Source organism: Saccharothrix longispora (assembly GCF_031455225.1).
Taxonomy (GTDB): Bacteria; Actinomycetota; Actinomycetes; order Mycobacteriales; family Pseudonocardiaceae; genus Actinosynnema; species Actinosynnema longispora.
In genome coordinates this window covers 3525994-3551723 of the sequence record NZ_JAVDSG010000001.1, presented here as the reverse complement: position 1 = coordinate 3551723, position 25730 = coordinate 3525994, and the positions used below count along the sequence as shown (strand labels likewise).

The following is a 25730-nucleotide window of genomic DNA, read 5'->3' as shown; positions in this document are numbered from 1 at the left end:
AGGTCGGTCTGCGCACCGGACCACCCCCGCTCGCGCAGGGAAGACAGGTCGGCCGCGGTCGTGAAGGCGTACGAGCAGGGACCACCCCCGCTCGCGCGGGGAAGACGGCACGCGGCGAGTCCTGCCGGCGCGTTCGTGCGGACCACCCCCACTCGCGTGGGGAAGACGCTTCCTGACCTCTACGTTACAGGCCGATGCCTGCATTTCATTCGGTTCATTGCGGTTTTGAATATCCGATTGAGTGATCCTCTGTCAATGGCCATTGGTTCTGGCTCTGTGTCTGGTTGCGTGATCGAGTAGGCGCTCGGCAGATCGCGATGGTCAGGACATGAGCAGAATCCGCTTGCGCAGCAAGGAGAAGCCAGCTCGCCCGAACATCTGGCGTTTATCATCTTGATGCGGTTGACGTGACCTTCGACGGGACCGGAGTTCCAGAGCAGGCTGATTCCGGCGGCGACCGCGTCGTAGTCCTGGCGAAGGCCTCGGGCGAAGCTGCTCAAGGGTGCGAGACCGGCGGCCTCGGTCTGCTCGATCCAGTCACGCAGGCTGTCGCCGTGGCGGGCGTCCATCATGGCGGCGAAGGCGCGGACCCGGCTGTGGGGGGGGCGTCCAGTTCGGGGCAGCGGGCCAGGACCCGGTCGAGTTGGTGCTGCTCCTCGTGGTCGAGCTTGGTGGGCTTGCGGACGATCCAGCCGGCGGCCTGTCGGACGCTCGGGCCCTCGGGGACGGGTGGGGCGGGGCGGCCGGATGCGCGCACCGGTTGCAGGCGGCGGCGCACGCTGCGCCTGCTGCCCCGGTAGCCCAGTTCGCGGATCTCGGCGTGCAGTCGTGCGGCGTCGGTGCAGCCCTCGTTCCAGCGTCGGTGCAGGTGCGCCAGGAATGGTTGCAGCCGCGTGTCCCGATGACGGGGCCGGCCGGCGAGCAGTTGTTCGGCGGTGTCGGCGTTCGCGTAGCGTCGGACGGTCTTGCGGTCCAGGCCCAAGGCCTCGGCGATGGCCGTGATGGCCACGCCTTTGTCGAGCAGATCGTGCACCGCGGCGTGGCGTCGGCGGGCGTTGGCCGCCCATTTACCTTCCAGCGCCCCAGGCGCGGCCGCTTCGGTAGGCGCCGCCGAGTCGGAGTCGGCGGGTTCGGGATCGGTGAGGTCGTCGTGTGCTGCGCGTTCGGGTGGTCGCAGGCAGTCGCGGTGGGTGGCGGCGATCTTCTCGACCGCGTCGCAGAGGTTGCGCCAGAGGTGGAATCGGTCGGCGACCTGCACCGCGTCGGGTGCGGCGTCGCGGGCGGCCTCGGCGTAGGCGGTGGCCCGGTCCCGGCAGATGATCGTGGTGCCGGGGGGCGCGCAGCCAGGTGGCCACCGGTTCGGCGGTGCGGTCGGGCAGCACGTCCACCGGGCGGCCGGACTCGATGTCGACCAGCACCGTCCCGTAGACGTGGCCACGGCGTAGGGCGAAGTCGTCCACGCCCAGCACTACCACGGTGGCGACCTGGGGATCGGGCAGTGCGTGGACCAGACGCAGCAGCGTGTTGTGAGCCGCGGGCAGTCCCAGCAGGGTGGCCAGTCGTGATCCGGCGCGGCCGGCCAGTGCCAGGCCTATCCGCTCCAGCATCCCGCGCGCCAGTCCCGTCCTGCGGGCGTGTTTCGCGGTCAGGCACTCGACCTGCTCGGCGAATGTCCGCACCGGACAGTCGGCACCGGCGCAGAAGAAGCGGCGCACGCGTAATCGCAGCACAACGGGCCGCCCGGCGATCGCGGCGTCAGCCAGTCCGCGGTCGTAGCGGCTGTGCACCCTGCTCGACCGCAGACCACATCCCGGACACCGCGCGTCGGATGCTTGAGGGCGCGCCCAGATCACCACGCTCGCGCCAACCGGCTCGACCCGCTCGACGACGACCTCGGCCAAGTGCGGCAGGAGAGGGCCAAGACCATGATCAACACACACCGGTCATGATCACAGAAGACCCTTGCGCCGTGTTCTCAGGGCCGTCTCGTTGATCACGCAACCAGAAACAGAACCTCTTTCACTGGCCGCCGACACGCCGCCCTGGTCGGCATGGCTCGTGTGGAGTCGGGTGCCGTAGCGGGCGACGGCATCGGCGAGGAAGCCCTCGGCCATGACCGCGTCCGCCGCGTCCGCGACCAGCAACCCGGTGACGTAGCGGAAGAGATGTCCAGGACGACGTAGTACCGGTACCAGACCTCTTCCTCGGTCCTTCAACGCGGTGACCTCCCACGACCACACCTTGCTCGGGTCTGGGGTTCAGGGCGGACGCCGGTCGGGTGCGTCTCGACGCGGTCTTCGCGCCCTGCCCAGCTGTTGCTTCGAAAGTGTCCGCTTGCCTGCACTTCAAGTCGCTGACCAGCGGGCTTGCCGCCCAACGGAAAGCAACCGCGTACTTCAGTTCAATATGCGGGTAATCCGGTACATCGTTGAGACCGAGCACCAGTACCGGCCTTCGTCCAGTTCGCGGGCCCATACCTGCGGAATCGCCAGGCTCCGTAGGTCGGGCTGGTCAACATCTCCAGCGTCCTCGCGCGCTCGCGGCGTCCAGGGCGTGTGGCGGTGGGCTGCGGGCGGCCACGGACCGTGCAGCGGCCCTCTCGGCCTGCGGTGCGGTGATAGGACGCGCCGGACATCCCCGTCAACACGCACGACTTCGTCACCGAGACGTCCGCGTCGCGAGCCGTGTCCATTCGATGACGGGGGGAGCAGTATGAGGTTCTTCGATCTCGCCCTTGGTCGGAACCCCACGCGCACGAGGTGTCTCACAGCGGTCTGACCAAGAGGACCGCACACCTCGTGGCCACTCCTCGATAGCTCCCTTCGGCATGCGGGTAGACCCGCGAGCGGCTTGTAGTGGGAGGCAGGCCTCTGCCGGGTGACGGGATGAGTTCTCGTCCGGGTGAACGTGGCCGCAGTCAGGGCACGGTCAGGCGCTCATGGTGTTAGGACGGTGGTGTGAGTTCGGCCCTCGAGCAGCAGAGGCTGGTTGCTTGACCGGGCTCAACGAAGGCCCTGCCGGATGACGGAGGGTGCGGGCGGCCGTGGTGGACCGTTCCGGTGATCGTGCGGAGAGGAGCGAGGACATGGGCTATCTGGCATTGAATACCGCCGAGGTCGACGACGCCGAAGTGGACGAGGAGATCTCCGAGGCGGTGCGGGACGAAGACGAGGACGGCGCAGGGGCGCGGTCTGACGACTGACGTGGTCGCTGCCCAGGCCGGCGGGTCGTGGGCACCTCGTGCGGGTGTCCTCGACCAGTCCGCCGGTGTTCCGCTCGAACGCGAACTGTCGCTGGAGGACGCTGAATCCAGGGCTCGCGCCGAGGTGGCCGCGTTGGGCTGGCGGGCGCGGTTGGACCGCCTGTCGGCGAGCGAGCCGACCGCGGTGCGTGCCGCTCTGGTCGAGCCCGACGGTGCCGCGGTGCCCGGCGGTGTGGGAGCGGGCAAGGGCGACGCGCGATCGGCGACGGTGGGGGCGTTGTTCGAGGCGTTGGAGCATGCGTTCACCGGTCCCGCGGCGGTGGGGGAGTGGCCGCTGCGGGCGGTGCCGGTCGAGCAGGTGGCCGCCGGGCCGCTCGCTGTCGACGCGGCGATCGCCGAGCTGGCCCGCACGGCCTCCACTCAGCTGGCGTCCGTTCCCCACACCAGCGCCCGGGATGGCCGGCCGGTCGACGTGCCGCTGTTCCTGTGGGCGCCGTGGTCGACCGCAGGCGACCGGGCCGGGTGGCGGCTCGGGGTCGGTGACGACACCGACTACAGCCGGGTGAAGGCGTACTCGGTCAACACCGGCTGCGCGATCGGCGCCACCGAGGACGAGGCGGTCCTGCACGCTCTGGGGGAGTGCGTGGAGCGGGACGCGTTCTCGCTGTTCCTGCTGCGCTGCGTCCACGACCGGGCCGTGGTGCCGCGTCGGCTGGCCCGTGCGCTGCTGTCGGAGGACCTGGGCGATCTGGTGGTCGCGGCCGAGGAGGTGGTCGGCGGCGAGGTGGAGCTGTTCGACTTGACCACCGACCTGGACGTGCCGGTGGTGCTCGCCCTCGTCCGGCACACGTCGGGACCGGCGGTCGCCCGTCACGGCCTGGGCGCCTCCCTGTCTGCGGCACACGCGGTTCTGCGCGCGGTCACCGAGTTGGTGCAGGTCGTGCTGGTGGCTCGTGGACTCGACCTTCTCGCGCACGACGCGGCGGTCACCCGCGCCGTGGGCCGCCATGCCGGGTTGCTCGCCTGCGCCAGGCTGGAGGTTCCCGACGTCGTGGCCGACGCCGCCGAGACTGCGGTGCGTTTCAGCCGCGACACCGTGACCGCGTCGGTGGCGCAGCTGCGGGGGCAGATCACCGAACGGCTGCTGGCGGCCGGGCACGACGTGCTTGTCGGCCGCCTCGTCACGCTCCCGCACGGCACCACCGCGGTGCACGTGCACTGCCCCGGCCTGGAACGGTTCCACCTCGTCCTCGACGGGCACGTCGCGTTGCCGGGTCCCCGTGCCCGCCGGCTCAGGCGGACCGGTGGCTGATCCGCTGACCGCCGCGAGCCATGACACCGGTCGGCTCGATGTCGGCCGGACACGGTCGTGTCGCAAGCCGGCACGGCGCTCGAAGCCCACTGCGTCGTGCACGACTTCCTCCTCCTGGATTGCGCGCTGTCCCAGCACACCATCAGCGGGCCGGAGCGCGCTGCCCGTGGGCACTGTCCGCGACAGTGCTTCAGCGAGTTGTCGCACTGGTCGAGTGGGGGCACCCGATGCCGTACCCGCACATCCGTGCGCGGTTCCCCGTGATCAGGGCGTCGCGCCGGTCAGGAATACCCGGTGACCTCCGTCTCGCGGGCACTCGATCGGGAACGCCGCGTCCGCGACCTGGTCGCCGCCCAGGGTTTCGGTGCCCCCGGCGCGGTAGTCGTCTGGCACGAGAACTGCCCGACCAGCCTCGTCCAGTACTTCCTTCTGCGCCGCCGCGACGGGACCTGGCTGGGCCGTCGACTGGTCGGCGGGCCCGGACCGTTCAGTGTCGTGGAGCCGCACATGGTGATGGGCCGGTTCCTGAACCTGCGCCGGCACGGCGAAGGCGTCGACTTCCGCTACCGCGCCTGCACCGACCGGCAGCGCCGGGAGTTGTTCGGACACGGCCCGCACGGCGTCGAGTTGGACTTCCCGTTCCCCGTCCTCGACGACCACTGGAACGAGCAGGTCTGTCCACCCGAGGCATGGGGTGGCGACCACGCACTCGTCCACAACCTCGACGCCCAGGAGCGGCACCTTCGCGAGCACGCCACCCGCCTGGCCCGCGACCTGTTCCCCGGAGCGGCGCCACTGGTGTTCGATCCGGCGTGCTCCACGGGCACGTTCCTGAGCGCCCTGGCCACCGCGCTGCCGCACGCCCGGTGCCTCGGCGCGGATCTGTCCCCCGCGATGGTCCGTCGCGCCGCCGCCCGCTCGGTGGACGTCGTGGTCGCCGATGCCGCCCATCCGCCGCTTCCACCGGGCAGTGTCGACCTGCTCGTGGTGCGCTTCCTCAATGCCGAGGTGGTCCGTCGCGCTGCGGCCGGACCGTTGTTCGACGCGTTGACGCTCCTGACGGCGCCCGGCGGGCACGTCTTCGTCCTCGGTCACACCCCGGTCCTGCTCGATCCGCGGACCGCCGCTCGCACGACCGGCCTGCGCCTGGTGGACACCGCCGCCGCACTGCCCCGGCGACCAGGGCTGTTCCAGTTCCTGCACTACACCAGCGTCGATCACCGCCGCGCGGAGCGGTGACCCCGCCGCCGAGCCCTTCCGCGGATCGGACCGGTCCGCGTGAACGGACCAGTCCGACCGCGTTCGTCGCACTCCGAGCCAGCCACATCTCCAGGAGTGTTACCGAACCGGGCGCGGGTGCCGCCGCACCGGTGAATCACCAGGACCGGATTTGACGCTCTGTCCGGTAACGGGACTGTTTCGAGATCGGCTCTGGCGCACTTTCGGTGGTGAGGGTGAGCAGCCGGTCGCGGCCGTGACCTCGCGGTGGAGATCGACCCCTTGCCGGGAAGGTGCTCGGGCTGTCGATGCCTTCGTCATCGCAGCGCCGGGCGTCGGACGGCACGGCCACAACCAGGGTGCGGACCGCGACTACCGCCCTTCGCCGCGCACCCAACGACCGGAACCGACAGCCCGGAAATGCCGTTCCCGCAAGGGGATCGGCATCCATCACAGGATCACGAACCGACCGGCTACTCATCGTCACCACCGAAAGTGCGCCAGAGCCGCTCGTGTCGTTTACAGTCCCGTGCCGAAGTCAGGATTGCCGCACTGACCTTGTGCTTGCCGAGAGTGCGCCCGTGTCGGTCAGGCGGCGTGGTCGTAGGGACTTGACCAAGGCCGGGTGGTTACAGATCTTGAAGACTGAAGTGCTGGTCAAACTCCGCCGCCGTGCCGACGCCGGGCCGCCGCGGCCATCCTCCTCCTGCACCACCATGGGATCCGTCGCCGACCACGATGGAAGGGGTCACGTGTTCGACAGGCCTATGGCGCGCTCGAGGGCTTCGGGAATCGGGGTGTCAGCCGGCTGGCCGAGGACCGTGATGTCGGTTGCGCCGAGCATCGCGCTCAATCGTGCACAGGCCGCGGAGAAGCCTGCGGCGAGGAATTCGGCCGGGGCGTCCGGGCTTGCCGTGATGATCGTCAGGGTTCCGTCACGGTAGGCGAGGTCGGCCCGGCCCACGATATCGGATCCGACACGAAGGGGACAGACGTAGTAGCCGTGTTGTCGCTTGGTCGCGGGCTTGTAGGCCTCCAGTCGATGTTCGAAGTCGAAGACGCGCGCGACTCGTTTTCGGTACCAGATCGTGTTGTCGAACGGACCGAGGAACGACGCGCCTTCGGCAACGGTGTCGACGAAGGCCAGGGCCTGTTCGCTCGCCCACGCCGGCTGTGGCCAACCGTCGACCGCGGCGGGGACGAGCTCGGTGTCGGGCAGAACGGCTTTGACGCTTGCCACTGTGACCCGGAGGTAGTCCGCCAGATCGTCCACGGTGGCGACGCCGAGTGCGTGGCCGGCACGCTCCACCAGGGCGCGCAGACACTCCTGGTCTGTCAGCGCGTCGGTGAGGTACTGATCTCCGATCGCCGTGGGGGGGAGCTGGAAGAGCCGATTCCCGGCCCGGTCCCGACGGACGCAGGCCAGTTCACCGGACCAGAGCAGGAGTTGAACCGCGGTCTTGGCAGGGCTCCAGTTCCAGCCGGTCGCAGTGCCGACCTGGTCGTGCAGTGAGCGCAGGGGCAGGGGGCCTTCGGAGCCGATCCTCGACAGGAGGTCGTCGCGGAGCGCCGGGTCCGGGTACTGCGGGTGGATCCGGGATCGGCGTCTGCGGAACGCCCACAGCGGCCAGTCCTCGACGGCGACCAGTGCTGCGGCGTGAGCGGGATACTCGAACGCGACGGTGCCGTCCGCCTGCCAGAGCAGGGAGTCGACCTCACCCGTCGTGCTGCCGGGCAGCCGTTCGGCGAGAGTCAGTTGGTGCGCGGGAGCCAACACGGTGATGGCGTCGAGTTGCACGCTGACCAGATGCCGCAGAACGTCGCCGGCATCGCCGGCACGTCCCGACGTCACGCGGAGCGCGATGTTGCGTGCCTGACCGCTCGACAGCGTCTCGATATCGCGGATGCGGGGCAACCTCTGTCCTTCAGTCGACCGAACTGACCGTGTCGTGTCGTGCGCGTGCCGGTGCGGTGGTGGACCGGACGCGGGTCAGCAACGCGACCGCCAGACCCACTGCCGCGCACCCGCTGAGCACACCGAGCGCCGCGGTCCACCGGCCTCCGGCGACGTAGGAACCGACGATCACCGTGATGACGGCGTTGGAAAGGTTGGTGCCGGCCGAGATCCAGGTGTTGGCTTCGTTGCGCGAGTCGGCGGCGATCTCCCTGTCCACCAACAGGAAGGCGTTGATGAAGATCGGCGTGACGAACAGGCCCGACAACAGCAGCAGCAGCGCCAACAGCCACAGCGGCCGGACCGCCACGAGGAAGCACGACGGTATCGCGAACCCGAGCGTGAGCACCTTGTACTTGCGCCACAAGTCGGCATCCCAGCGGAGTGCGCCGTAGGCGATGCCGCCGACGACCCCGCCCACGCTGATCATCGCGAGCAGCGGCCCCGTCCAGGTGAAGGAACCGAGGTGCTGGGTGAAAGCGGGGATGAAGATGGCGCCACCGCCGAAGATGCACCCCATCAGCAGAAGCGGTGACAGGATGAGCAGCATGCGCGGTTCGGCCAGCGGTCCGATCCAGCGATGTGCGCGGCGCCGGGTGCCCGCTGCCTCGGAGGGCGGAGACGGCGCCACGCGTTCACCGAGGTTGTAGCGCCGCAGGGCCAGCAGGTAGGCCGTGACCACCACGACGTACACGGCAACCGAGAGTTGGTATGCCCGGTCGGGTGGCAGGGCCGTCAAGGACAGCCCTGCCAGCAGCGGTGCGATGACGAAGCCCATCTCCTCCAGCACCGAATCGGCGGAGTGGACGGTCTTGAGCGGCCCTTCTTCACCGTTGACGACGGTGCGCCAGGAGGTGCGCAGTGCGGCGTTGAGAGGGGGACTGGTCAGACCGGCGACGGCGACGGTCACCAAAGTCCAGCCCCATGCCCATTGCGCGCCCACGCTCACCGCGGTGAGCACGGTGAACGCGATCGCGGTGGCGGCCATGGGCACGATGGCCCGGCGTTGGCCGATCCGGTCCAGCAGCCGTCCGCGCAGCGGCGCGACGAACGCCAGCAGTGCGATGTAGACGCCGTTCACGACCGCGGCGATGCCGTACCCGTAGGGCTGGGCGAGGCTGACCAGCAGGGTGACCGGCATGACCGCGCCGGAGGTCCGGGCCACCAGTGCGATGGCCAGCAGGTGCAGCACTCGGGGGCGCAACAGCGTGGAGAGGGCACCGTTACCGCGCATCGGGTTCCTTCTCGACGGCGACGGTTCCCGAGGCCTGCAGGGAATCCGGGTGCAGCAGGACCAGACGCGCGAAGGGGGCTCCCCGGGAGAGCGGGACCCGTGCCGTCGGGCGGATGGCGACACTGACGCCGCCGCGGTCCGCCATGGCGTTCACGGTCCGGGCCGGCAGCACGCCGGCGGGCACGTCGAGTCCCTCCACGCCGATCCCGATGACCAGGAGGAAGTACCGCTCGGGGATGCGCACGCCCCAGCCCAGCCGCCACTCGACCGTGCCGGCACCGTTCGGCAGGAACATGCTCTCCCACCCGTTGTCCGGGGTGGCGAAATCGTGCAGGCGCATCCAGTCGGTGTCGCCCGTGGCGATCCACCCATCGCCGCGGCGCCACATCTCGCTGCGGTTGACCTTCCGCCCGACGGCGCGCAGCTCCTCCGACTCGGGCAGGTCGAACTCGATGTCGTCGACGGGGCTCAGGGTCACCGACACCGGCGAAGGCACCAGCCACCCCAGTTCCTGTCCCATGACCCACGGCGGACAGTCCACCGGCAGCCGGGCGATCCTCTTGTACCTGAAGTGGTTCCGGTACGTGTCGCGTTCGGCACGTGCCGCGGCGCGGTCGACGCGGTTGGCGTCCGGCGGCAGCGCCCAAGGGTGCAATGGCGTGAAGACGACCTCGGTCATGCTGGTGTGATGATCCCCTCCGGTGTGCGACGGGTGCACCCACCGCTGCGGGCACACCCGTCGGCGATCATCGCCGGGACTCGGCCTCGTCAAGGCGGTCGAGCCGCTCGTCCTCGGGGATTGTATCCAGGTCGAACATCACCACGCTGCACGGCCCGTAGCCGACCGGGATCTCTTCGTAGTCGAACTCGCCCTCCTGGCGGTCCAGTGGAGCCGACTTCAGATCCACCATGGTGAGCGAATTGGAGGCGAACCCCGGCATCGACGGCGCGCTGGCGATGAAGGTCGGTCGTGCGAAGTTGGTGATGTAGGCCGTGCTGTCCTCGGCGTCGACCACCAGTCCGCGCGGCCCGGGTCCCACGGGGATGTCCCGCGTGACCTCCAACGACTCCACGTCGACCACGTACACCCGGTTGACGCTCTCGACGGTGATGAGCGTGTACCGCCCGTCCGGGCTGAATGCCACGCCACGCCCGCCGATGTGGCCGAGTTCGACCCGGTGCGTGGTGTCGGTGTCGAGGTCGATCACGGTGGTGAACGTCGCCTGGGTGTTCGCCACGAACGCCCGCCGGCCGCTCGGGTCGATGTTGAGGCTGTACGGGTGGGCCTGGTCGTCGACGGGAATCCGGGTCACCTCGCGCACGGACTCGACGTCGCCGTCGAGGAGACCGCTCAGATCGATCTTGCTCACGTAGGCGTCGCCCCAGATGCACACGTAGGCCCATCGGCCGTCCTTGGTGATCATCATGTGCCGCGGGTCCCGGCCCACCCCGATCTGCCGGACCTCGACGTTGGCCTGCAGGTCGACGATCGACACGGTGTCCGAACCGGAGTTGCTCACCACGGCGTACTTCTCGTCCGGCAGGACACCCAGGCCACGCGGCCCGTGCCCCACCTCGATCCGCCGCACCTCCCGCAGCGACACCGCGTCGATCTCGGAAAGGGTGTTCTGGCTGGTGTTGCAGACGAACCCCCGTCCCGTGCTGGTGAACTTCACGCCGCCCCGAGGAGCGTTGCCGACTCTGATCTGCTGCACCGTCCGATGCTCACGCGGGCCCGTCTTGGCCACGACGGAAATGACGCCGTCATCGGTGTCGGTCGAGAATAATTGGATGTTCCGCACAGTCGTCTCCCTGGTGATCACCGAAATGGTTGTCATCGACGGAAATACGCTTGGCGGTACCCAACGTACGGCGTGCACGTCGGGCGGACTGTGGGCCGTATGGAGTGCCCCGCAGGCCGATGTGATGACTCTGCGTGTGCACGTGGTCCATCCGGAGGTCGACGGGGTGCCGGGTGGACCAACCTCGACCGCGGCGCCACGAATGCCGCTACAGTGGATCGTGAAAATGTCGATCATATCCGCTGTGGCGGGCCGTGTGCAGTCCCGCTGACGAACGAACCAACGGAATGGGGATTTGTGGCCACGGTGCCGGGTGTCTCCCCTGCGAATTCTACGGCGGGAACCATCATGCAGGCGTTCCCGACACCCGTCGCACGCATTCCCTGCCATTTTGCCGCAGAGGTGAATCCTTCGCTGGTGGACATCGTGCTGGCGCGCCTCGAGAACACGCGGAACCTGTTCGACTACAAGTCCGAGACCTCGGCGGACCTTGTCGAATGGGGCGAGGAAGCGACCGACCGTATCTCTTCGTGGGTACTGGCGATGGCTCGTCGGTTCACCGAGAAAATCGCGGGAAAAAACCTGGACGATGCGTTCTCCGACGGCCGTGCCGACACAACCGAAGAGCGGCCCTCGGTCTCCGTCGGGATTGGGCGCAGTTGGGCCAGCGTCTACCGCCGGGGTGATCGCCACGAGGCCCACTTCCATCCGAACACCGCGCTGTCGGCCATCTACTACGTCACTGCGCCGGACACCTGCGAACTCGACCTCCTCGATCCGAGGACGGGCATCGGGTACTACGACTCCGGAATCTCCTTCGGAGGAGAGGGGCATGTCATCCGGTTGCGTTGCAAACCGGGCGAGCTCGTACTGTTCCCCGGCTGGCTCAAACATGCCGTACCCGAGTTCGGGGACGACTCCCTTCGGATATCGCTGTCGTGGAACATCGGATTCTCGCTTGGCGACCCCCCGGAAGGGCGGCCATGAGGAATCCCCTCGACCCCGGTGGGCGTTCGGAAGCACTCGTTACGGGACACCACGCCAGTCGGCGGCTGGTGATGCGGATCCTGGCCCGGCGGACCCCGCGTCCGGCCATCGTCGCCACCACCGCAGGCTCCAGTTCGTGGCCGGGCTCCGATCCGCCCGACCATGCCACGGCACGGTTGCCTGCCAGGTGCTGGAAGAACCCGAGCACCATCTGGCTGCGTCCGGCGTTGTGCACGCACAGGAACAGCACGGTTGGCTTGCCGTCGTGGGCGTGCCCCTCCACGCGGGCCAGGGCGGTCAACCGCTGGCGCGCGAACCGCTCGGCCGGCAACGGCAGGAAGTCGGGCACCGTGCTGTACGCGGCGAACTGGTCGTAGCTGGAGTGCAGGAACCGTTCGATCGTTTCGGGGCCGAACACCCCTTCGAACCGCTCCTCCAACCGCGCGGCACGGGCCGGGATCTACTTCCCGCTCGCGATGTGCCTGTTCCCCGAGGTCGGCTACCGGCTGGCCTGGGACGAACCGACCGCCGGCCTGACCGGGGATGCGCGTGGCCTGTCCGACGGCGAAGGCATTGCGCGACCTGCGCCGAAGAGCCCCGCCGAGCCGGTGGTGACGCCAGTGGCGCGAGGTCTGGGTGTCGAATCAGCGCTGGGTGTCGAACCCGGCGCGTCGACCCTGTCCGCCAGAACGGGTCAACCCCAGTGGCAGTGTGGACGTGGGGGCGTGCTGCCAGTCCGGTGTCGGGCACCCCGGCAGCGCGGCACCCCGGCACCCCGGCAACGCGTGGCCGGGACGTTCCGGGACGAGTGCCGGGTGGCGCCGACCCCACCTCCGGCAGGGGGCCGGTCCGGGGTGGGTGACGTGCCGCCGGACTTGCCGTCCGCCCCGCGACACGTCACCGCCCGGGGGGTCACACAGAGGTGCGGAATGGTCCGGTGACCTCGTAGGTGATGCCGCCGCTGCTGGAGCCGCTGGTGCCGCGCTGCGAGGAGAAGTACAGGCGGTTGCCGACGGGGTTGAAGGCGACGCCGCAGATTTCGGAGGAGCCCTGGTTGGTGATGCGCAGGAACGGGGCGACGACGTCGTCGGGGGTGATGATGCAGATCTCCATGTTGCCGCCGTCTTCGGCGACGTAGAGGTCGCCGACGGCGGCGCCGGTCAGGTTGTCGACGCCGGTGAGCGGCGGGTTGGCGGTGAGGTTGTCGTCGTAGGCGATGGCGATGGTGTTGTCGACCGCGTTGTAGGCCCAGACGCGGTTGTCGCCCTTGGTGGTGAAGAAGCACGTCCCGTTGCGGTAGTAGGCGCCTTCACCACCGTTGAAGATCTTGGCGCCGGAGACTTGCTTGCGGGTGCGGGTCGGGTTGCCGTCGGGGTCTGGGACGTTGGCCCAGGAGAGCACGTCGTTGGCCTCCTTGAGCACCTGCAGGGTGCCGGACGAGAGGTCGCCCCAGGTGGTGGGTACGAAGCGGTAGAAGCAGCCGTCGGTCTCGTCCTCGGTCAGGTAGACCACCTTGCGGTCGGGGTCGCAGGCGGCGGCCTCGTGCTTGAACCTGCCCATCGCGGCGCGGCGGACGGCGGGCTTCGCGCCGAACGGGTCGGTCTCGTAGACGTAGCCGAGGTCGACCTCCTCGCAGGACAGCCAGGTGTTCCACGGTGTGCCGCCGCCCGCGCAGTTGCGGTTGGTGCCGGACAGGATGCTGTAGGCGCCGGTGATCGAACCGGTGGAGGAGAAGCGGATCGCGCTCGCGCCGCCCGCGCCGCTGCCCATTTCGGCGTTGGACACGTAGATCCAACCGGTGCCGTCGGTGAAGCAGGCGCCGCCATCGGGCGCGCTGTGCCAGGTGAAGCTCGTGCCCGGCACGGTCCGGGTGGAGCGGGCGATCACCCGGCTGGTGAACCCGGACGGCAGCTGGATGCCGTTGGCGTCGGCGGTCCGGAGGCTGCCGTAGGGGCTGGTTCCGGTCTTCGCCGGGTAGGCCAGGGCCTCGCTCCACAGCGTGAAGCCGAAGGCCATCGAACCGCCGCCGGCGACAGCGGCGCGCAGGAAGGTACGACGTTCCACGACTGCTCCTTCCCGTCGAGGGATTCGGGCGGTGCTCCGGTGGCGCGCCCGGCGTTGGTCCACTCGACGTGTCAGGACAGGGAAGCGGGCGGACGTGAACTGCGGGCGGGGCCGTTGGTGAACCACTCCGCAACAGATGTCGAACCGCTTTCACCGAATAACGTGAAATTCCTCCAATGGAAGGAATTTCGGAGCCGTTGCCCATCGGCGAACGATCCACCCACTGAGCCGTTTCATCGTGACGTGGCAGGTCACGGCGCGGGCTGAGCAGTGGGAGCGCGGCGGGCGAGGCTCCCGGCAAGACAGCAGTCGACCAGGATCCGATGCCCCGACCGGGCGCCTCGCCGTGCTGTCCTGCCCTGCCGCGATTCCGCTGTCCGACCACACCCTCGTCCGCCTGGGCGACCTGATCCGCGCCGAGCGCGTGCGACGTCGGTCGCGGTGGCGGCGGCTCGACCCCGGTCGTCAGGCGTTGCCCGTGCTCGCGCACCTGCGCAACGGCGACAGCCACGCCCGCCTCGCCGCCGGTGGACACGCCGCCCGCCTCGCCTACGCGATCCTCGACGGCACCCTGGTCCCGATCGACCGCGCCACCGACCAGAAGCCCTACTGCTCCGGCAAGCACCATCGCCACGGCGTCAACGTCCAAGTCCCCGCCGATCCGGCGGGTCGGCTGGTGTGGGTCTCGGCGGCACTGCCCGGAGCCGTGCACGACCTGACCGCGGCCCGCACCCACGGCCTGGTCGACATGCCGACCGCCCACGAGGTCACGACGTTCGCCGACAAGACATACCGGGGTGCGGGCGGAACGGTGCGCACCCCGTTCAAGCGCCATGCCACACGTCCCCGGCTGTCACGCGGTCAGAAGGCGGTCAACCGGGCACATGCCCGCATCCGAGCCCTCGGCGAACGCGCCGTCTCGCTGCTGCCCACGCCGGGCCACCGCGATCGTCGCGGCCATCCTCGTCCTGCACCACATCGGGACCCGCCGCCAACCACGGTGAAAGCACCTCAGTGGTGTGGAGAAGTGGTGTCCGGAGTCGTTGTGGCTGTTGGCGCGTCCGTTGTTGCCCGACGCGCCGCAACGCCACCAGGGCGGGGGTCGGCGCCGGTTGGACGACCGCGTGGTGCCGGCGTCGATCCTGTGCGTGCTGCGGACCGGGTGCGCCTGGTCGGCGTTGCCGGGTCCGTTCGGGGGCAGCGCTCCGACCGCGCACCGCCGGTTCACCGAGTGGGTGGCCGCGGACGTGTTCGTCCGACTGCACCGGACACTGCCGGACCTGCTCGGCTCGGCCGGGCCATCGACCGGTCGCGGGCGTCGGTGGACAGCTGGACCCGCTGACCCACGACAACCCCGAATGAGATCCGGTCCTACCCGCGCCGAGCACTGCCGGACGCGAAGACCGTCCGGCCCCGCACACCACGGGGCCGGACGGTCTCCTGGTCGTGCCCAAAGCTCGGTCAGCCGGCGAACGGTTGCGCGGACAGCAGGACCTGCGTCCACCCCCTGGTGTCGACGGGGTCGTTGCCGAAGTACTGGAGGTCGGCTCCGCTGAAGTCGTAGGGGTTGCGGTCGAGGTAGCGGTACAGCGCGCCGTCGCCGGTCTGGCCGTAGTACAGGCCGTATCCGGGGGAGATGAGCCGGTCGAAGGTGCTCCACCGGTCGGCCAGCGTGGCGCCGGTCCAGGTGTGGTCGGCGGCGATCCGGTAGGAGCGCAGGACACCGGCGGTGCTGATCCCGACCAGCCAGTCGTCGCCCGACGCGGCGAGGGTGCGCATGGTGAAGCCGGGGCCGATCACCGCGCGTTGACCGATCTGGCTGGTCGCGGGCTTGGGGCGGGACACCACGTAGGACATTAGGGTGCCATCGGCGATCCCGTACAGGTGACCGTGGCCGTCGTAGGTCAGCATGTCGTGGGTCCAGCCGCCGCCCAGCGCGGTGGGGGTGGCGAACTGGAGGGACGTGTTGTTGGTGATGACGTCGACGCGGTGGAGCACGCCACCGGGCGACGTCGCCAGCAGGGTGTTGAAGTTGAGCGTGGCCAGCGCCTTCGGCATGAAACCCAGGGTGTCGGTCGAGACCACGGTCTTGGTCCGGTCGCCGGTCTGCGGGTTGATGGTCGAGTAGGTGAGCCTGCCATCGGCGAGCACGCCGTACACCGACACGGTGGAGGCCGCGGGGCCGCCGAGTTCGTCGACGATGCGCTGGGCGTCGGCGACCTGGTGCCGGTAGCGGTCGGGGTAGGCGGATCGCTGCACCCGCTGGCAGACGTCGCCGATCGGCGCGGTGCGCCAACTGCCGTCGGGGTAGAAGTCCTCCATCGCGTCGAGGAAGGCGTTGGTGGCCCAGGTGGGGTTGAGCCGGTTGGTCTCCGACCCCCAGGAGTCGATCTGCTGGAACAGGCCGAGGCTGGTGTGGTCGATCTTCTCGCTGATGTTCATGATCGTGGACTCGACGATGGTGGTGGTGATCGCGATGACCGCCGCCCGTTCGTCGAGGCCGCGCCGCTGCACGGCGTTGACGACCGCGCGGGCGCAGGAGACCCGGTAGGCGGTCATGGCGCCTTGCAGGGACCCGGTCAGGACGCCGTTGAGCCGGGTCGCGGCGGCGGCGTCCGCCGCGGTGGGGCCACCGCTGACGCAGGGGACGGTGGGGTAGGCGGCCAGCGCCCTGGTCCGGGCGGCTTCGGCCGCGGGATCGGACGAAGCGGTCGCGTGGGAGGTGGTGCTCCCGGTGGTCAACAGGGTCAGCACGGTCAGCACGGCGGCCGACGTTCTCAGGGTGAAGCGCATCGGGGCTCCTGGGCTGGGCGGCGGTGTTCAGGCGCCGGGCGGCGAGACGTAACCGGAGATGAGCACGTTGTCCGCGCCGGAGCGGGCGGTGTCGGGGTCGATGACGCGCCGGGTCACCCGGTCGCTGACGTTGCCGCCGACCACGGTGAGCGTTCCATCCGGGTGCACCGCGGTCACCACGTCGACGTGGCCGCCGGTGGTGCCGTCCGGCGCGCCGTAGATGGCCCAGTCACCGGGCTTGGGGCTGCCGTGGGTGCTGTTGGTCCGGGACTTGAACAGGCCGTGCTCGACCCCCCACCTGCCGAGGGCGCGGGCGACGAAGGTGCCGCGCGGCACGTTCGAGACCCCGGCGGCGGCCCAGGTCCAGGTGGCGAACATCGCGCACCAGTCGATCGCGCCCTGGTCGCAGGAAGAGTGGTACTTGTCGCAGCTCGCCTCGCCGGTGCCGACCTCGCCGGTGGCCAGCGTGGCGATCCTGCCGCGCAGCGGGTTCGCCGGCGGGGTGTAGGCGCAGGTGCCCGGATCGGCCGAGAGCAGAATCTGGGTCCAGCCGCGCGAGGCGACCGGGTCGTCGAGGTGGTAGGCGATGTCCGCGCCGGAGCCGTCGGTGGGGTTGGCGTCCTCGTACCAGTACATGGCCCCGTCGGGGTTCTTGCCGTAGTACAGGCCCCCGCCGGGCGAAACGAGGTTCTCGAAGCTCTGCCACCCGCGGTCGTCGAGCTGGGCGCGCGTGTAGCCGCCCGTGGAGGAGACGGCGTAGGCGATCAGCTGCCCGTCCGCCGCGGTGGCGACGAGCCGGTCGTCCCCGGCGGCGGTGAGGGTCTTGAGGACGAACCCGCCGCTGCCGATCTCCAGGCGTTGCCCGATCTGCGCCTCTCCCGGCTTGTCCCGCGACACCAGGTACTGCAGCAGCGCGCCGCCCGAGGTCGTGCCGTACAGGTGGCCGTGACCGTCGTAGGCCAGCAGGTCGTGGGTCCAGCCGCGCTCGACCTCGACCGGCGCGTTGAACCCCAGGCTGCTGCTGTTGGTGATGACGTCGACCCGGTAGAGGACACCGGCGGTGGAGGTGACGAGCACGGTGTTGAAGTTCAGCGTCGCCATCGCCCTGGGCGTGAAGCCGAGCGTCCTGGTGGAGACGACGACGCGCTGGATGTTGCCGTTGTCCGGGTCGACGGCGGTGTAGGTCAGCCTGCCGTCGGCCAGGACGCCGTAGACCGAGACGCTGCCCGAGCAGGACGCATCGGCGAGGGCGGGGGTGGCGCGGGTGGTGGTGGTCGCCACCCCGCTGAGCAGGACCGCGAACGCGACGAGCGCCGCCCTGGTCCGCAGCCCCGTGAGGAACCCGCGGACCGGTGACGGTCTTCTTCCGGACGCGTTCTGTGCGGGCGGGGCACTTCTTCCGGGCATGGTGGCGCCTCTCTGGGATCGGGGTTCGGCCGTGGTGCGGGCGAAGCGTGCCGCGCGGTGGTTCAGCCAGGGTTCAGCGGGCGTCGCGCTGCGCTACCTTGGCGGTACCGGCGGTGGGGGGAACTGCCTCGGTGGGGGAGCACGACCATGTTGTTCGAGGTCCTGGGCAGTGCGCACGTGGTCCGGCCCGACGGCGCGCGGACGCCGCTGGCCGCGCGCAAACCGCGCCTGCTGCTGTCGTTGTTGCTGCTGCACGCCAACGAACCGGTGCGCACCGCCCGCATCGTCGACGAGCTGTGGGGCGCCACGCCCCCGCGCTCCGCGCCCGGCAACGTCAAGACCTACGTGTCGGATTTGAGACGCCTGGTCGCCGACCCGGGGCGGATCGTCGGCGGCCGGAGCGAGTACACCATCCGGGTGAACCGGGACGAGCTGGACGTCTTCGGCTTCGAGGACGCGGTCTCGCGCGGCGCGGGCGCCCTCGCGGACGGGGAACCCGCCGACGCGGCCCGGCACCTCGCGGCGGCCCTGGCCCTGTGGCGCGGCGAGCCGTTCGCCGGGCTGGACGGCCCGGACGTCGACGCGGTGCGGGCCAGGCTCGGCGAGCGCCGGCTGACCGCCCGGGCGCACCTCGTGCGGGCGCTGCTGGCGCTGGAGCGCCACGACGAGGCGGCGGCCGTGGCGCGGGAGGCGGTCGTCGAGCACCCCTTCCGGGAGGACCTGCGCGCCCTGCTGATGACGGCGCTGCACCGGATGGGGCGCTCCGCGGAGGCGCTGGAGGTGTACGCGGACGCCAGGCGGGTGCTGGACCGGGAACTGGGGCTCTCACCGGGCGCGGAACTGCGCCGGCTGCACGCGGCGGTGCTCGACCGCGGTCCCCGCGCGGGCGGGCGGGAGGTCGGCGTCGCGCAGCTGCCCGCCGCACCACCGGTGTTCGTGGGGCGCGGCCCCGAGCTGGGGGCGTTGGACGCCGCGCTGGGCGGCGGGGTGCGCAAGGCCGCGGTGATCTCGGCGGTGGCGGGTGCGGGCGGAATCGGCAAGACGTCGCTGGCGCTGCTGTGGGCGCACCGCCACCGGGACCGCTTCCCCGACGGGCAGTTGTACGTCGACCTGCGCGGGTTCAGCCCGGACGGGCCGCCGCTGGAACCCGCGGCGGTGCTGCGCGGCTTCCTGGGCGCCCTCGGCGTCGAGCCCACCCGCATGCCCGTCGACCAGCACGCGCGCACGGCGCTGTTGCGCAGCCTGCTCGCGGGAAGGCGGGCACTGCTGGTGCTCGACAACGCCGCCGACGCGGCCCAGGTCGTGCCGCTGCTGCCCGGTGACGACTCGTGCGCGGTCGTGATCACCAGCCGCGCCCGGCTGCCGGGCCTGGTCGCCGGGTTCGGCGCCCGGCAGTTCGTACTCGGCCCGCTGACCGGCGCCGAGTCCCGCCACCTCCTGGTCGGGCGCCTGGGCCGCGCCCAGGTCGACGCGGAACCGGCCGCCGTCGTCGAGCTGGTGCGGCTGTGCGGCGGGTTCCCGCTGGCGCTCACCGTCATCGCCGGTCACGCCCACGCCCAGCCGGGGCTGCCGCTGGCCTCGCTGGTGGACCAGCTGCACGACAGCGCGTTCGACGTGCTGGACGAGCGGGACCCGATGGCGAGCCTGCCCGCGGTCCTGTCCTGGTCACGCCGGGCGCTGACGGTCGAGCAGGACGAGCTGTTCAGCCTGCTCGGCACCGCACCCGGCCCCGACACCGACCTGCTGGCCGCCACCGCGCTCGCCGGTCTGCCCCGCTCCCGGGTCCGGAGCGCCCTGCGCGCGCTGGAGCAGGTCTCGCTGGTCGAGCGGACGCCCACCGGGCGCTACCGGATGCACGACCTGATCCGCCGCTACGCCGCCGACGCCGCCGACCGCCTCCCGAACTCCGACCGCCGGGAAGCGCTGCGCCGCGTGGTCGACTTCCACCTGCGCACCGCCCACGCCGCCGACCGGCTGCTGCACCCCCACCGGCCACCCCTCCGGCTGCCCCCGTCCTGCGCGCAACCACACCCCCTGCCCGACGAGGCGGCGGCGCTGGCGTGGTTCGACGCCGAACACGCGTGCCTCCTGGCGGCCCAGCACACCGCCGCCACCGAGCAACGCCACCACGTCGTGTGGCAGCTGGCCTGGTGCCTCGACACCTTCCACCACCGGCGGGGACTACTGCAGGACCAGGTGCTCACCTGGTCCGCCGGCCTGGCCGCCGCCGAGCACCTCGACGACACGGCCGTCCGTGCCCGGGCCCACCGCAGCCTCGGCCGCGCCCACTCCGCGCTGCGCCGGCACGACCTGGCCGTGGCGCACCTGGACCGGGCCCTGGCCGCGGCCGAGGCGCTCGACGACCGACCGGGCCGGGCGCACACCCACTTCGCCCTGGCCAACGCCCGGGACCTGTGGGAGGAGCACGAGCCGGCGCTCCACCACGCCCACCGCTGCCTGGACCTCTACCGCGAACTGGGCAACACGGTGTGGACGGCCCGCGCGCTCAACCTGGTGGGCTGGTGCGCCGCCCGCGCGGGCGACCACGCGACCGCCCGCGAGCACTGCCGGGCCGCGCTGGCCCTGTACGAGAACCAGGACGATCCGGACGGTCGGGCCGCCACCCTGGACAGCCTCGGCTACATCGCCCACCGCGTTGGCCGGCACCACGAGTCGGTGGAGCGCTACCAGCAGGCGCTGGCGCTGCGCCACCGCATCGGCGACACCTTCCAGGAGGCGCAGTCGCTGGAAGGCGTCGGCCACCCCCACGCAGCCCTGGGGCGCCACGACCGGGCACGTGCGGCGTGGCGGGCCGCGCTGCGGGTGTACCGCGACTCGGGGCTGACCGAGGACGCGGCCAGGGTGCGGCGGTGGCTCGACGGGCTCGGCTGCCGGACGTGATCACCGACGCAGATACATATGTGAGTGAAATATTGCCCGCCGTCGTGTCCGCATTCGTCGGACACCAAGGGGATGACGCGTAGGGGCGAATCGCCACGCACGGTCGAAGAGTCATACCCCGTCCGGGTGGACTCGTGTTAGGGATGAGTGCAACACGTGCTCACCGAGACCAAGCACACGATCATCGCCACCACCGGAGCGATCCTCTCCGCATAAAGCGGATCACGCCACACCATCCCACGACCTCCGCACCGGCCGGGATCGCGCGACGCCACCACGGGATCGACGCCCCGGACGCGGATGACGCCTTGGGACAGTGCGGTGGCCACGCGGTGCAGGCGGGCGGGGTGGAAGGTGCGGTGGGCGGTGAAGTGCACGAGGTGCACGCCGTGCGCGGACTCCGACGGCGGTTCGCCGTGGAGTACGGAGCCGAAGGTGTCGTCGACCTCGCCGCGCCGGGCGTCGGCGGGGATGGCGGCCAGCAGCGCCGGGACGTCCAGGTGCGCCAACCCCTGCCGTGCGGCGGTGGAGTTGAGCCGGTCGAGGATCGCGCCGACCCGTACGTCCTCCGGTCCGGTGGGCACCAGGGCCTGGCCCACGACCAGTTGTGCCGCGGTGCGGTCGTCGCCGGGGGCCGCGCGCAGTCCGCGGTCGGCCGGCAGGTCGCCGCCGGTCGCGTCGGCCAGCCGGGTGGCGCGGTCCACGACCGTGATGACGGCCTCGACTCGGACCGGCTCGTCCATCAGCGCGAAGCACACCGCCTCGGGCTCCAGTGCCGGGTCCAGGTGCACCACCACCGGCCCGTACAGGCTCCGCAGCAGCGGCAACAGGTCCAGTCGCATCGTGCACGACACGCAGCCGTGCTCCAAGTGCAGTTTGCCCAGCACGCCGTCGACCCAGCGGCGCACCGCGTCCTCGGCGAGCCTGCTCAGGTCGTGGCGGACCAGCACCGAGCCCGGCAACGCCCGCTACACCTCCTCGGCCACGACGTGCTCGCCGAACCCGGCCACGAGGATGACGGAGGAGCCATGCCTGTGCTGTAAACGACAATCACCTTCAGTTCAAGTGCGCCTGATCGGACGTCACTGCTCCGGGCGGGTGGCCGTGGAGATGTGACATACATGTGCATGGCCCAATATGTTGTTGCGCTCGGTAGCGGGCGTTGATGCAGACGGGTGACAGACTCACGCCGTTGGGCTCGTTCGCGATCTCGTAGATCACGTTCTTCTTGTTGGCGTTGCGGGCGGCCACGGAGGCGAAGAACGTCTTCGCGTGCTGCAGGTTGAAGTTCGGGTCACCCGGCGTGAGGATGTGGAAGTCGATCATCGCGTACATCCCGCGCGCCTCGGCCATGTCGACCAGGCTGTTCACGCGGTTGGTGAACCCGCTCGGGTTGGTCTCGTAGCCCTGCTCCTGCACGTACATCGCGATGCGGAACAGGTCGGACTTCCAGTCGTTCGCCAGCGCGTTCAACGAGTCGTTGTTGTAGCACTTGTCGAACCACTGGATCCCGTGCGTGCTCATGCCGCGCAGCTGGATCGGGCGGTTGTACTGGTTGCACAGGTTGACGCCGCAGACGCGCGCAGCTGGCCGTTGACCTCCACCGGGGTGCGCGGGACCGGCGGCGTCGTGGTGGTCGTGGTGGTGGACGTCGTGGTGGGCGACCCGGTGCACGCCACGCCGTTGAGCGTGAACGAGGTGGGCACGGGGTTGCTGCCGGACCACGAGCCGACGAAACCGAGGTCGGTGGACCCGCCGGTGCTCAGCGACCGGTTCCAGTCGACGTTGGTGGCGGTGGCCGTGGAGCCGGACTGCGTCCACGTGGCGTTCCAGCCCCGGGTGATCCGCTGCGCGGAGTTCGGGAAGACGACCCCGAGCGACCAGCCGCTGATCGGGTCCCCGAGGTTGGTGATCTTGATCGAGCCCTGGAACCCGCCCTGCCACTGACTGGTGACGGCGTAGTCCACCTTGCAGCCCTGGGCGGCGGCCGTCGCTTGCGGCAACATCGTCGCCGCAGCCGAAGACCGCCGCGCAGGCCGCAAGAACGGCGGTGGAGCGCCTCACTGAGCCCTTGCTTCTTCGTGTCGAACAGCTGTCTGGGAGCGCTCCCAGGTCCGTGTCGGAACGTACACAGACAAGGCCGCGCAAGTACAGGACGTCCTGCACGGCGATACCCGCAGTGACGGTCGGTAGCGAACGGCCCAGGCGATACGCCCTCTTGGTCACGCCGAGCGACCACTTCCCGGCCCGGCGGCGGCTACCTCACGAGCTGGGCGAGTAGTTCGTATGCTGACCGGGTTCTTCGACCGATGTCAGCCAGGAGAGGACTGCGCAGTGCGCTTACGCATGGGTTCGATCGGTGTCCTGATCGTCGTCGCCGCCTTGTTGGGGTTTTCCACGACAGCGTCGGCCGTGGTCTACCAGACGGTCAGCAATCGCTTCGGTGACATGGCGGGGTGGGAACCGGTGGGCAACAGGATGCTCGTCTGCGACAACTCGCGGCAGAACGGCACCGCCGTGGGCATCCTTGAGGTGATCGGCGGGAACACCCACGTCCTCATCGACGGCAACGGCGCCCCGGACCCCTGCGAGTACCGCGGCTTCAACGTCGACGACAGCAAGAGGGCCAACCTCTGGGTCTGCACCAACAGCACGCGGAACGACTGCTCCATCAGGTACAACATCACCGTTTGACATCGCGCGTCCCGGCCGCACGGCGGGTTCACCGCCACCGAAGGGTGTTCGAGATCCGTCCAGAGGGGATCAGCGGGTCCAACGGCGGCGTGCGGCCTGGGCGAGCGTGGTCGGCAACGGGGTGGTGCGGTCCCGGCCCGGGCAGGCGTCGGTAATGCTCACGTCCGGTCGCAGCGGGCTCGCCGTCGGGCTCTGGTTCCCGCCAGCGAGGTAGGACTCGATCATCACGACGACCAGGGCCTCGTTGCCGTCGGCCACCTGGTCCGCCAGGTCGGCCACGACCACCGGCTGCCGGTTGTGGTCCTTGCCGCTGTTGCCGCGCGACGCGTCGACCACCACGCGGGCCGGCAGGGCGGCGGAAGCCAGGGCGTCCAGGGCCCTGGCGACGCTCGGGGCGTCGTAGTTCGGCGTGGACCCGCCGCGCAGCACCAGGTGGGCGTCCGGGTTGCCCGCTCTCCGCAGAGTGGTGAGGCACCCGTCCGGCGCCACCCCGGCGAACGCGTGTGGCAGCCCGGCGGCGCGGATGGCGTCGACGGCGGTGTCCAGGCGGCCCGAGACGGAGTTCTTCATGCCCACGGGCATCGGCAGCCAGGACGCCAGGTGCCGGTGCGGCTGGCTGGCGACGGTGCGGGCGCCCACCGCGGCCCAGCTCACGGTGTCGGCGACGTAGTGCGCGAGCATCGGGTCCCCCGCGAACACGGCGACGGTTTGCCCTTGCCGTGGACACCGCAACACGTCGTCCGCGCCGTGGTCGAGGCCGCACTGGCCGCCGCCCACGCCCGCACCGGCGATGTCGAGGCGGTGGCGGCGTGATTCCTGCAGACCTGTGCCTCCGGCTCGTCCACCTCGGCCTGGCCGACCACGTCGACGTGGTGATGGCGCGTGAGCCCTTGCCCGAACAGCCGTACCTGTTCCTGGCCGGCCCGACGCCCGAGGCCGGAAGCCCGGTGATCTCGTGGCGGCCGGACGCCATCGTGGAAGCAGCCCTCCAGTGGGCCCGGCGCCGACGACCTCGTCGCCTGGCGGTGGTCAGCCCGGATTCGCGCGGAGGCGTCAGGGCCGACTGCTATTGAACCGAAAGTACGCGGTTGCTTTCCGTTGGGCGGCAAGCCCGCTGGTCAGCGACTTGAAGTGCAGGCAAGCGGACACTTTCGAAGCAATACGAGGACCAACGCGTTCCCCGCGCAGTCGGCCGTGTCCCGGCGCGGGATGTCGCGTTTCGCGAAGGTGTTCGAACTGGTGTTGGGAGGTCGGCTGATGTCGGTCGAGGTGGTCTACGCCCGCGAGCCGATCCCGGCCGGTCGGCCGTCGGTGATGCTGCTCGGGCCCACGGCCGTGGCCGGGACGATCCGCTCGTGGCGGCCACGGGCGATCGAGCTGATCGAGGCCGGGTGCGCGGGGACGAGCCGTTAGTAATGCTGACCCCGAGGTCCCGAGGCGGAGTCCGGGCAAGCGAGTACGCCGACCAGGTCAACGCCGAGCTGGCGATGATCGGGTCGGCGGGCGCGGCGATGTTCTGGATTCCTCGCGACGTCGTGCTGTTGCCGGCTTCACGACGAACGTCGAATACGAGCTGCTGATCGGGACGACCCTCGAGCGTGTGGTGCTGGGGTGCCCACCGGGCTGTGCGAACCCCGAGCGCAACAGGTACTTGATCTGGCACGCGCGCGGCTGGGCATCCCGGTGTGCGACACGCTGTCCGAGACGGTGGCGGCGGCGAAGTCCTCGGCGGTCAGGGGCTTGGTGATGTAGGCGTTGGCGTGGCTGCTGAAGCTGGCCAGCACGTCGGCCTCGGCCTGCGAGGAGGTCAGCACGATCACGGGGATCGAGTGCAGCGACTCGTCGGCCTTGATCTGGGCGAGCACCTGGCTGCGAGGCGTCATCGGAGTGTCAGGGGCGGGGCGTCGGTCGCCTGTCAGCGGCGCAGTGGTCCGGTCGCCCGACGTCCGGGCCGGTGGAGCCGTCGTTATGCGGGTAAGCCGATGCCGGTCGGGTGAATTCCGCCGCCGCCGGCCGGCGCAGCGGCGGGGCGGTGCCACGCTGTGCGCCATCGACTGGCGGCCGGAACGGGAGGTGCCCGCGGTGGTGACGCCCGAGCTGCGGCAGCCCGACGACCCCGCGTCGGAGGACCCGCCGCCCGACGCGGGTGACGACGGCCCGGC

Annotated in this window: 24 protein-coding genes and 2 pseudogenes; 9 read left to right on the top strand and 17 right to left on the bottom strand. The window is 70.4% G+C overall.

Going from position 1 to position 25730, the window contains the following annotated elements; genetic code table 11:
- Positions 1–179 precede the first annotated feature (179 nt).
- From J2S66_RS37175 to J2S66_RS14415, 4 genes and pseudogenes are all read right to left on the bottom strand, one after another.
- Complete coding sequence (locus J2S66_RS37175; RefSeq protein WP_374726197.1) at positions 180–569, bottom strand: transposase; 390 nt, start codon at positions 567–569, stop codon at positions 180–182.
- Entirely contained in the window at positions 569–1438 is an 870-nt protein-coding gene (locus J2S66_RS14420; RefSeq protein ID WP_310307537.1) for a transposase, read from the bottom strand. The genes J2S66_RS37175 and J2S66_RS14420 overlap by 1 nt, the downstream gene beginning before the upstream one ends.
- Positions 1347–1853 (bottom strand): annotated as a pseudogene (locus J2S66_RS37170) (transposase family protein); the annotation flags it as partial. The pseudogene J2S66_RS37170 and the gene J2S66_RS14420, both read right to left, overlap by 92 nt.
- A 96-nt stretch (positions 1854–1949) precedes the next feature.
- Positions 1950–2144: a hypothetical protein gene (locus J2S66_RS14415; RefSeq protein WP_310307535.1), complete on the bottom strand. Its 195-nt coding sequence runs from the start codon at positions 2142–2144 to the stop codon at positions 1950–1952.
- 1059 nt (positions 2145–3203) lie between these two features.
- On the opposite strand from J2S66_RS14415, the gene J2S66_RS14410 reads away from it, so the two are divergent.
- Both J2S66_RS14410 and J2S66_RS14405 read left to right on the top strand, forming a co-directional pair.
- Positions 3204–4514, top strand: coding sequence for a YcaO-like family protein (locus J2S66_RS14410; protein ID WP_310307534.1), 1311 nt, complete (start codon positions 3204–3206; stop codon positions 4512–4514).
- A gap of 294 nt (positions 4515–4808) precedes the next feature.
- Positions 4809–5753 (top strand): class I SAM-dependent methyltransferase, encoded by a 945-nt coding sequence (locus J2S66_RS14405; RefSeq protein WP_310307533.1) that lies wholly within the window; start codon positions 4809–4811, stop codon positions 5751–5753.
- Between the two features lie 727 nt (positions 5754–6480).
- Here J2S66_RS14405 and J2S66_RS14400 read toward each other — a convergent pair.
- The 4 genes from J2S66_RS14400 to J2S66_RS14385 all read right to left on the bottom strand — a co-directional run bounded on the left by J2S66_RS14400 (position 6481) and on the right by J2S66_RS14385 (position 10722).
- On the bottom strand, positions 6481–7647 hold the full coding sequence (locus tag J2S66_RS14400; RefSeq protein ID WP_310307531.1) for a DNA glycosylase AlkZ-like family protein: 1167 nt from the start codon (positions 7645–7647) through the stop codon (positions 6481–6483).
- A gap of 10 nt (positions 7648–7657) precedes the next feature.
- On the bottom strand, positions 7658–8920 hold the full coding sequence (locus J2S66_RS14395; protein ID WP_344959977.1) for an MFS transporter: 1263 nt from the start codon (positions 8918–8920) through the stop codon (positions 7658–7660).
- Entirely contained in the window at positions 8910–9599 is a 690-nt protein-coding gene (locus J2S66_RS14390) for a hypothetical protein (RefSeq protein ID WP_310307528.1), read from the bottom strand. Before J2S66_RS14390 ends, J2S66_RS14395 begins: the two co-directional genes overlap by 11 nt.
- A 67-nt stretch (positions 9600–9666) precedes the next feature.
- Positions 9667–10722: a YncE family protein gene (locus J2S66_RS14385; protein WP_310307526.1), complete on the bottom strand. Its 1056-nt coding sequence runs from the start codon at positions 10720–10722 to the stop codon at positions 9667–9669.
- A gap of 417 nt (positions 10723–11139) precedes the next feature.
- Here J2S66_RS14385 and J2S66_RS14380 point away from each other — a divergent pair, with 417 nt between their 5' ends.
- The gene (locus J2S66_RS14380) at positions 11140–11709 is read left to right on the top strand and encodes a putative 2OG-Fe(II) oxygenase (protein ID WP_310314794.1); all 570 of its coding nucleotides are present in this window, start codon (positions 11140–11142) and stop codon (positions 11707–11709) included.
- Here the strand turns inward: J2S66_RS14380 and J2S66_RS14375 are convergent.
- Positions 11609–12148 (bottom strand): three-helix bundle dimerization domain-containing protein, encoded by a 540-nt coding sequence (locus J2S66_RS14375; protein ID WP_374726082.1) that lies wholly within the window; start codon positions 12146–12148, stop codon positions 11609–11611. The genes J2S66_RS14380 and J2S66_RS14375 overlap by 101 nt on opposite strands.
- 473 nt (positions 12149–12621) lie before the next feature.
- Positions 12622–13773: an alkaline phosphatase PhoX gene (locus J2S66_RS14370; RefSeq protein ID WP_310307523.1), complete on the bottom strand. Its 1152-nt coding sequence runs from the start codon at positions 13771–13773 to the stop codon at positions 12622–12624.
- Between the two features lie 346 nt (positions 13774–14119).
- Here J2S66_RS14370 and J2S66_RS14365 point away from each other — a divergent pair.
- Together J2S66_RS14365 and J2S66_RS37165 are read left to right on the top strand one after the other, a co-directional pair.
- A pseudogene (locus J2S66_RS14365) lies at positions 14120–14777 on the top strand (transposase family protein).
- A 15-nt stretch (positions 14778–14792) separates the two neighbouring features.
- The gene (locus J2S66_RS37165) at positions 14793–15329 is read left to right on the top strand and encodes a transposase (RefSeq protein ID WP_374726081.1); all 537 of its coding nucleotides are present in this window, start codon (positions 14793–14795) and stop codon (positions 15327–15329) included.
- Here the strand turns inward: J2S66_RS37165 and J2S66_RS14360 are convergent.
- Positions 15235–16566: a tachylectin-related carbohydrate-binding protein gene (locus tag J2S66_RS14360; protein WP_310307521.1), complete on the bottom strand. Its 1332-nt coding sequence runs from the start codon at positions 16564–16566 to the stop codon at positions 15235–15237. The two genes, J2S66_RS37165 and J2S66_RS14360, sit on opposite strands and share 95 nt — an antisense overlap.
- Before the next feature lie 27 nt (positions 16567–16593).
- Positions 16594–17973 carry a tachylectin-related carbohydrate-binding protein gene (locus J2S66_RS14355; RefSeq protein ID WP_310307519.1) on the bottom strand — a complete coding sequence of 460 codons (1380 nt, stop codon included), beginning with the start codon at positions 17971–17973 and terminating at the stop codon, positions 16594–16596.
- A gap of 147 nt (positions 17974–18120) precedes the next feature.
- Between J2S66_RS14355 and J2S66_RS14350 the strand changes: the two genes are divergently transcribed.
- A complete protein-coding gene (locus J2S66_RS14350) occupies positions 18121–20874 on the top strand; it encodes an AfsR/SARP family transcriptional regulator (RefSeq protein ID WP_310307517.1) in 2754 nt (917 codons plus the stop codon).
- Between the two features lie 137 nt (positions 20875–21011).
- On the opposite strand, the gene J2S66_RS14345 is transcribed toward J2S66_RS14350, so the two are convergent.
- The 3 genes from J2S66_RS14345 to J2S66_RS14335 all read right to left on the bottom strand — a co-directional run bounded on the left by J2S66_RS14345 (position 21012) and on the right by J2S66_RS14335 (position 22880).
- Complete coding sequence (locus J2S66_RS14345; RefSeq protein WP_310307516.1) at positions 21012–21836, bottom strand: CobW family GTP-binding protein; 825 nt, start codon at positions 21834–21836, stop codon at positions 21012–21014.
- Positions 21837–21930: 94 nt separating this feature from the next.
- A complete protein-coding gene (locus J2S66_RS14340) occupies positions 21931–22398 on the bottom strand; it encodes a cellulase family glycosylhydrolase (RefSeq protein WP_310307514.1) in 468 nt (155 codons plus the stop codon).
- Positions 22395–22880 (bottom strand): cellulose-binding domain-containing protein, encoded by a 486-nt coding sequence (locus J2S66_RS14335; RefSeq protein WP_310307513.1) that lies wholly within the window; start codon positions 22878–22880, stop codon positions 22395–22397. The genes J2S66_RS14340 and J2S66_RS14335 overlap by 4 nt, the downstream gene beginning before the upstream one ends.
- A gap of 280 nt (positions 22881–23160) precedes the next feature.
- On the opposite strand from J2S66_RS14335, the gene J2S66_RS14330 reads away from it, so the two are divergent.
- The gene (locus J2S66_RS14330) at positions 23161–23568 is read left to right on the top strand and encodes a hypothetical protein (RefSeq protein ID WP_310307511.1); all 408 of its coding nucleotides are present in this window, start codon (positions 23161–23163) and stop codon (positions 23566–23568) included.
- A 69-nt stretch (positions 23569–23637) separates the two neighbouring features.
- On the opposite strand, the gene J2S66_RS14325 is transcribed toward J2S66_RS14330, so the two are convergent.
- On the bottom strand, positions 23638–24267 hold the full coding sequence (locus J2S66_RS14325; protein WP_310307510.1) for a 3-deoxy-7-phosphoheptulonate synthase: 630 nt from the start codon (positions 24265–24267) through the stop codon (positions 23638–23640).
- Between the two features lie 110 nt (positions 24268–24377).
- Here J2S66_RS14325 and J2S66_RS14320 point away from each other — a divergent pair, with 110 nt between their 5' ends.
- Together J2S66_RS14320 and J2S66_RS14315 are read left to right on the top strand one after the other, a co-directional pair.
- Complete coding sequence (locus tag J2S66_RS14320) at positions 24378–24641, top strand: hypothetical protein (RefSeq protein WP_310307509.1); 264 nt, start codon at positions 24378–24380, stop codon at positions 24639–24641.
- Positions 24642–24825: 184 nt separating this feature from the next.
- Positions 24826–24981, top strand: coding sequence for a hypothetical protein (locus J2S66_RS14315; protein ID WP_310307508.1), 156 nt, complete (start codon positions 24826–24828; stop codon positions 24979–24981).
- 137 nt (positions 24982–25118) lie between these two features.
- Here the strand turns inward: J2S66_RS14315 and J2S66_RS14310 are convergent, their stop codons facing one another.
- A complete protein-coding gene (locus tag J2S66_RS14310; RefSeq protein ID WP_310307507.1) occupies positions 25119–25451 on the bottom strand; it encodes a response regulator in 333 nt (110 codons plus the stop codon).
- Between the last annotated feature and the right edge of the window lie 279 nt (positions 25452–25730).

Coding starts and splice junctions, on each gene's coding strand:
- J2S66_RS37175 (WP_374726197.1), bottom strand. CDS start 569: ATGGACGCCCGCCACGGCGACAGCCTGCGTGACTGGATCGAGCAGACC.
- J2S66_RS14395 (WP_344959977.1), bottom strand. CDS start 8,920: ATGCGCGGTAACGGTGCCCTCTCCACGCTGTTGCGCCCCCGAGTGCTG.
- J2S66_RS14390 (WP_310307528.1), bottom strand. CDS start 9,599: ATGACCGAGGTCGTCTTCACGCCATTGCACCCTTGGGCGCTGCCGCCG.
- J2S66_RS14360 (WP_310307521.1), bottom strand. CDS start 16,566: ATGCGCTTCACCCTGAGAACGTCGGCCGCCGTGCTGACCGTGCTGACC.
- J2S66_RS14355 (WP_310307519.1), bottom strand. CDS start 17,973: ATGCCCGGAAGAAGTGCCCCGCCCGCACAGAACGCGTCCGGAAGAAGA.
- J2S66_RS14350 (WP_310307517.1), top strand. CDS start 18,121: ATGTTGTTCGAGGTCCTGGGCAGTGCGCACGTGGTCCGGCCCGACGGC.
- J2S66_RS14340 (WP_310307514.1), bottom strand. CDS start 22,398: ATGAGCACGCACGGGATCCAGTGGTTCGACAAGTGCTACAACAACGAC.
- J2S66_RS14335 (WP_310307513.1), bottom strand. CDS start 22,880: ATGTTGCCGCAAGCGACGGCCGCCGCCCAGGGCTGCAAGGTGGACTAC.
- J2S66_RS14330 (WP_310307511.1), top strand. CDS start 23,161: ATGCTGACCGGGTTCTTCGACCGATGTCAGCCAGGAGAGGACTGCGCA.
- J2S66_RS14315 (WP_310307508.1), top strand. CDS start 24,826: ATGTCGGTCGAGGTGGTCTACGCCCGCGAGCCGATCCCGGCCGGTCGG.
- J2S66_RS14310 (WP_310307507.1), bottom strand. CDS start 25,451: ATGACGCCTCGCAGCCAGGTGCTCGCCCAGATCAAGGCCGACGAGTCG.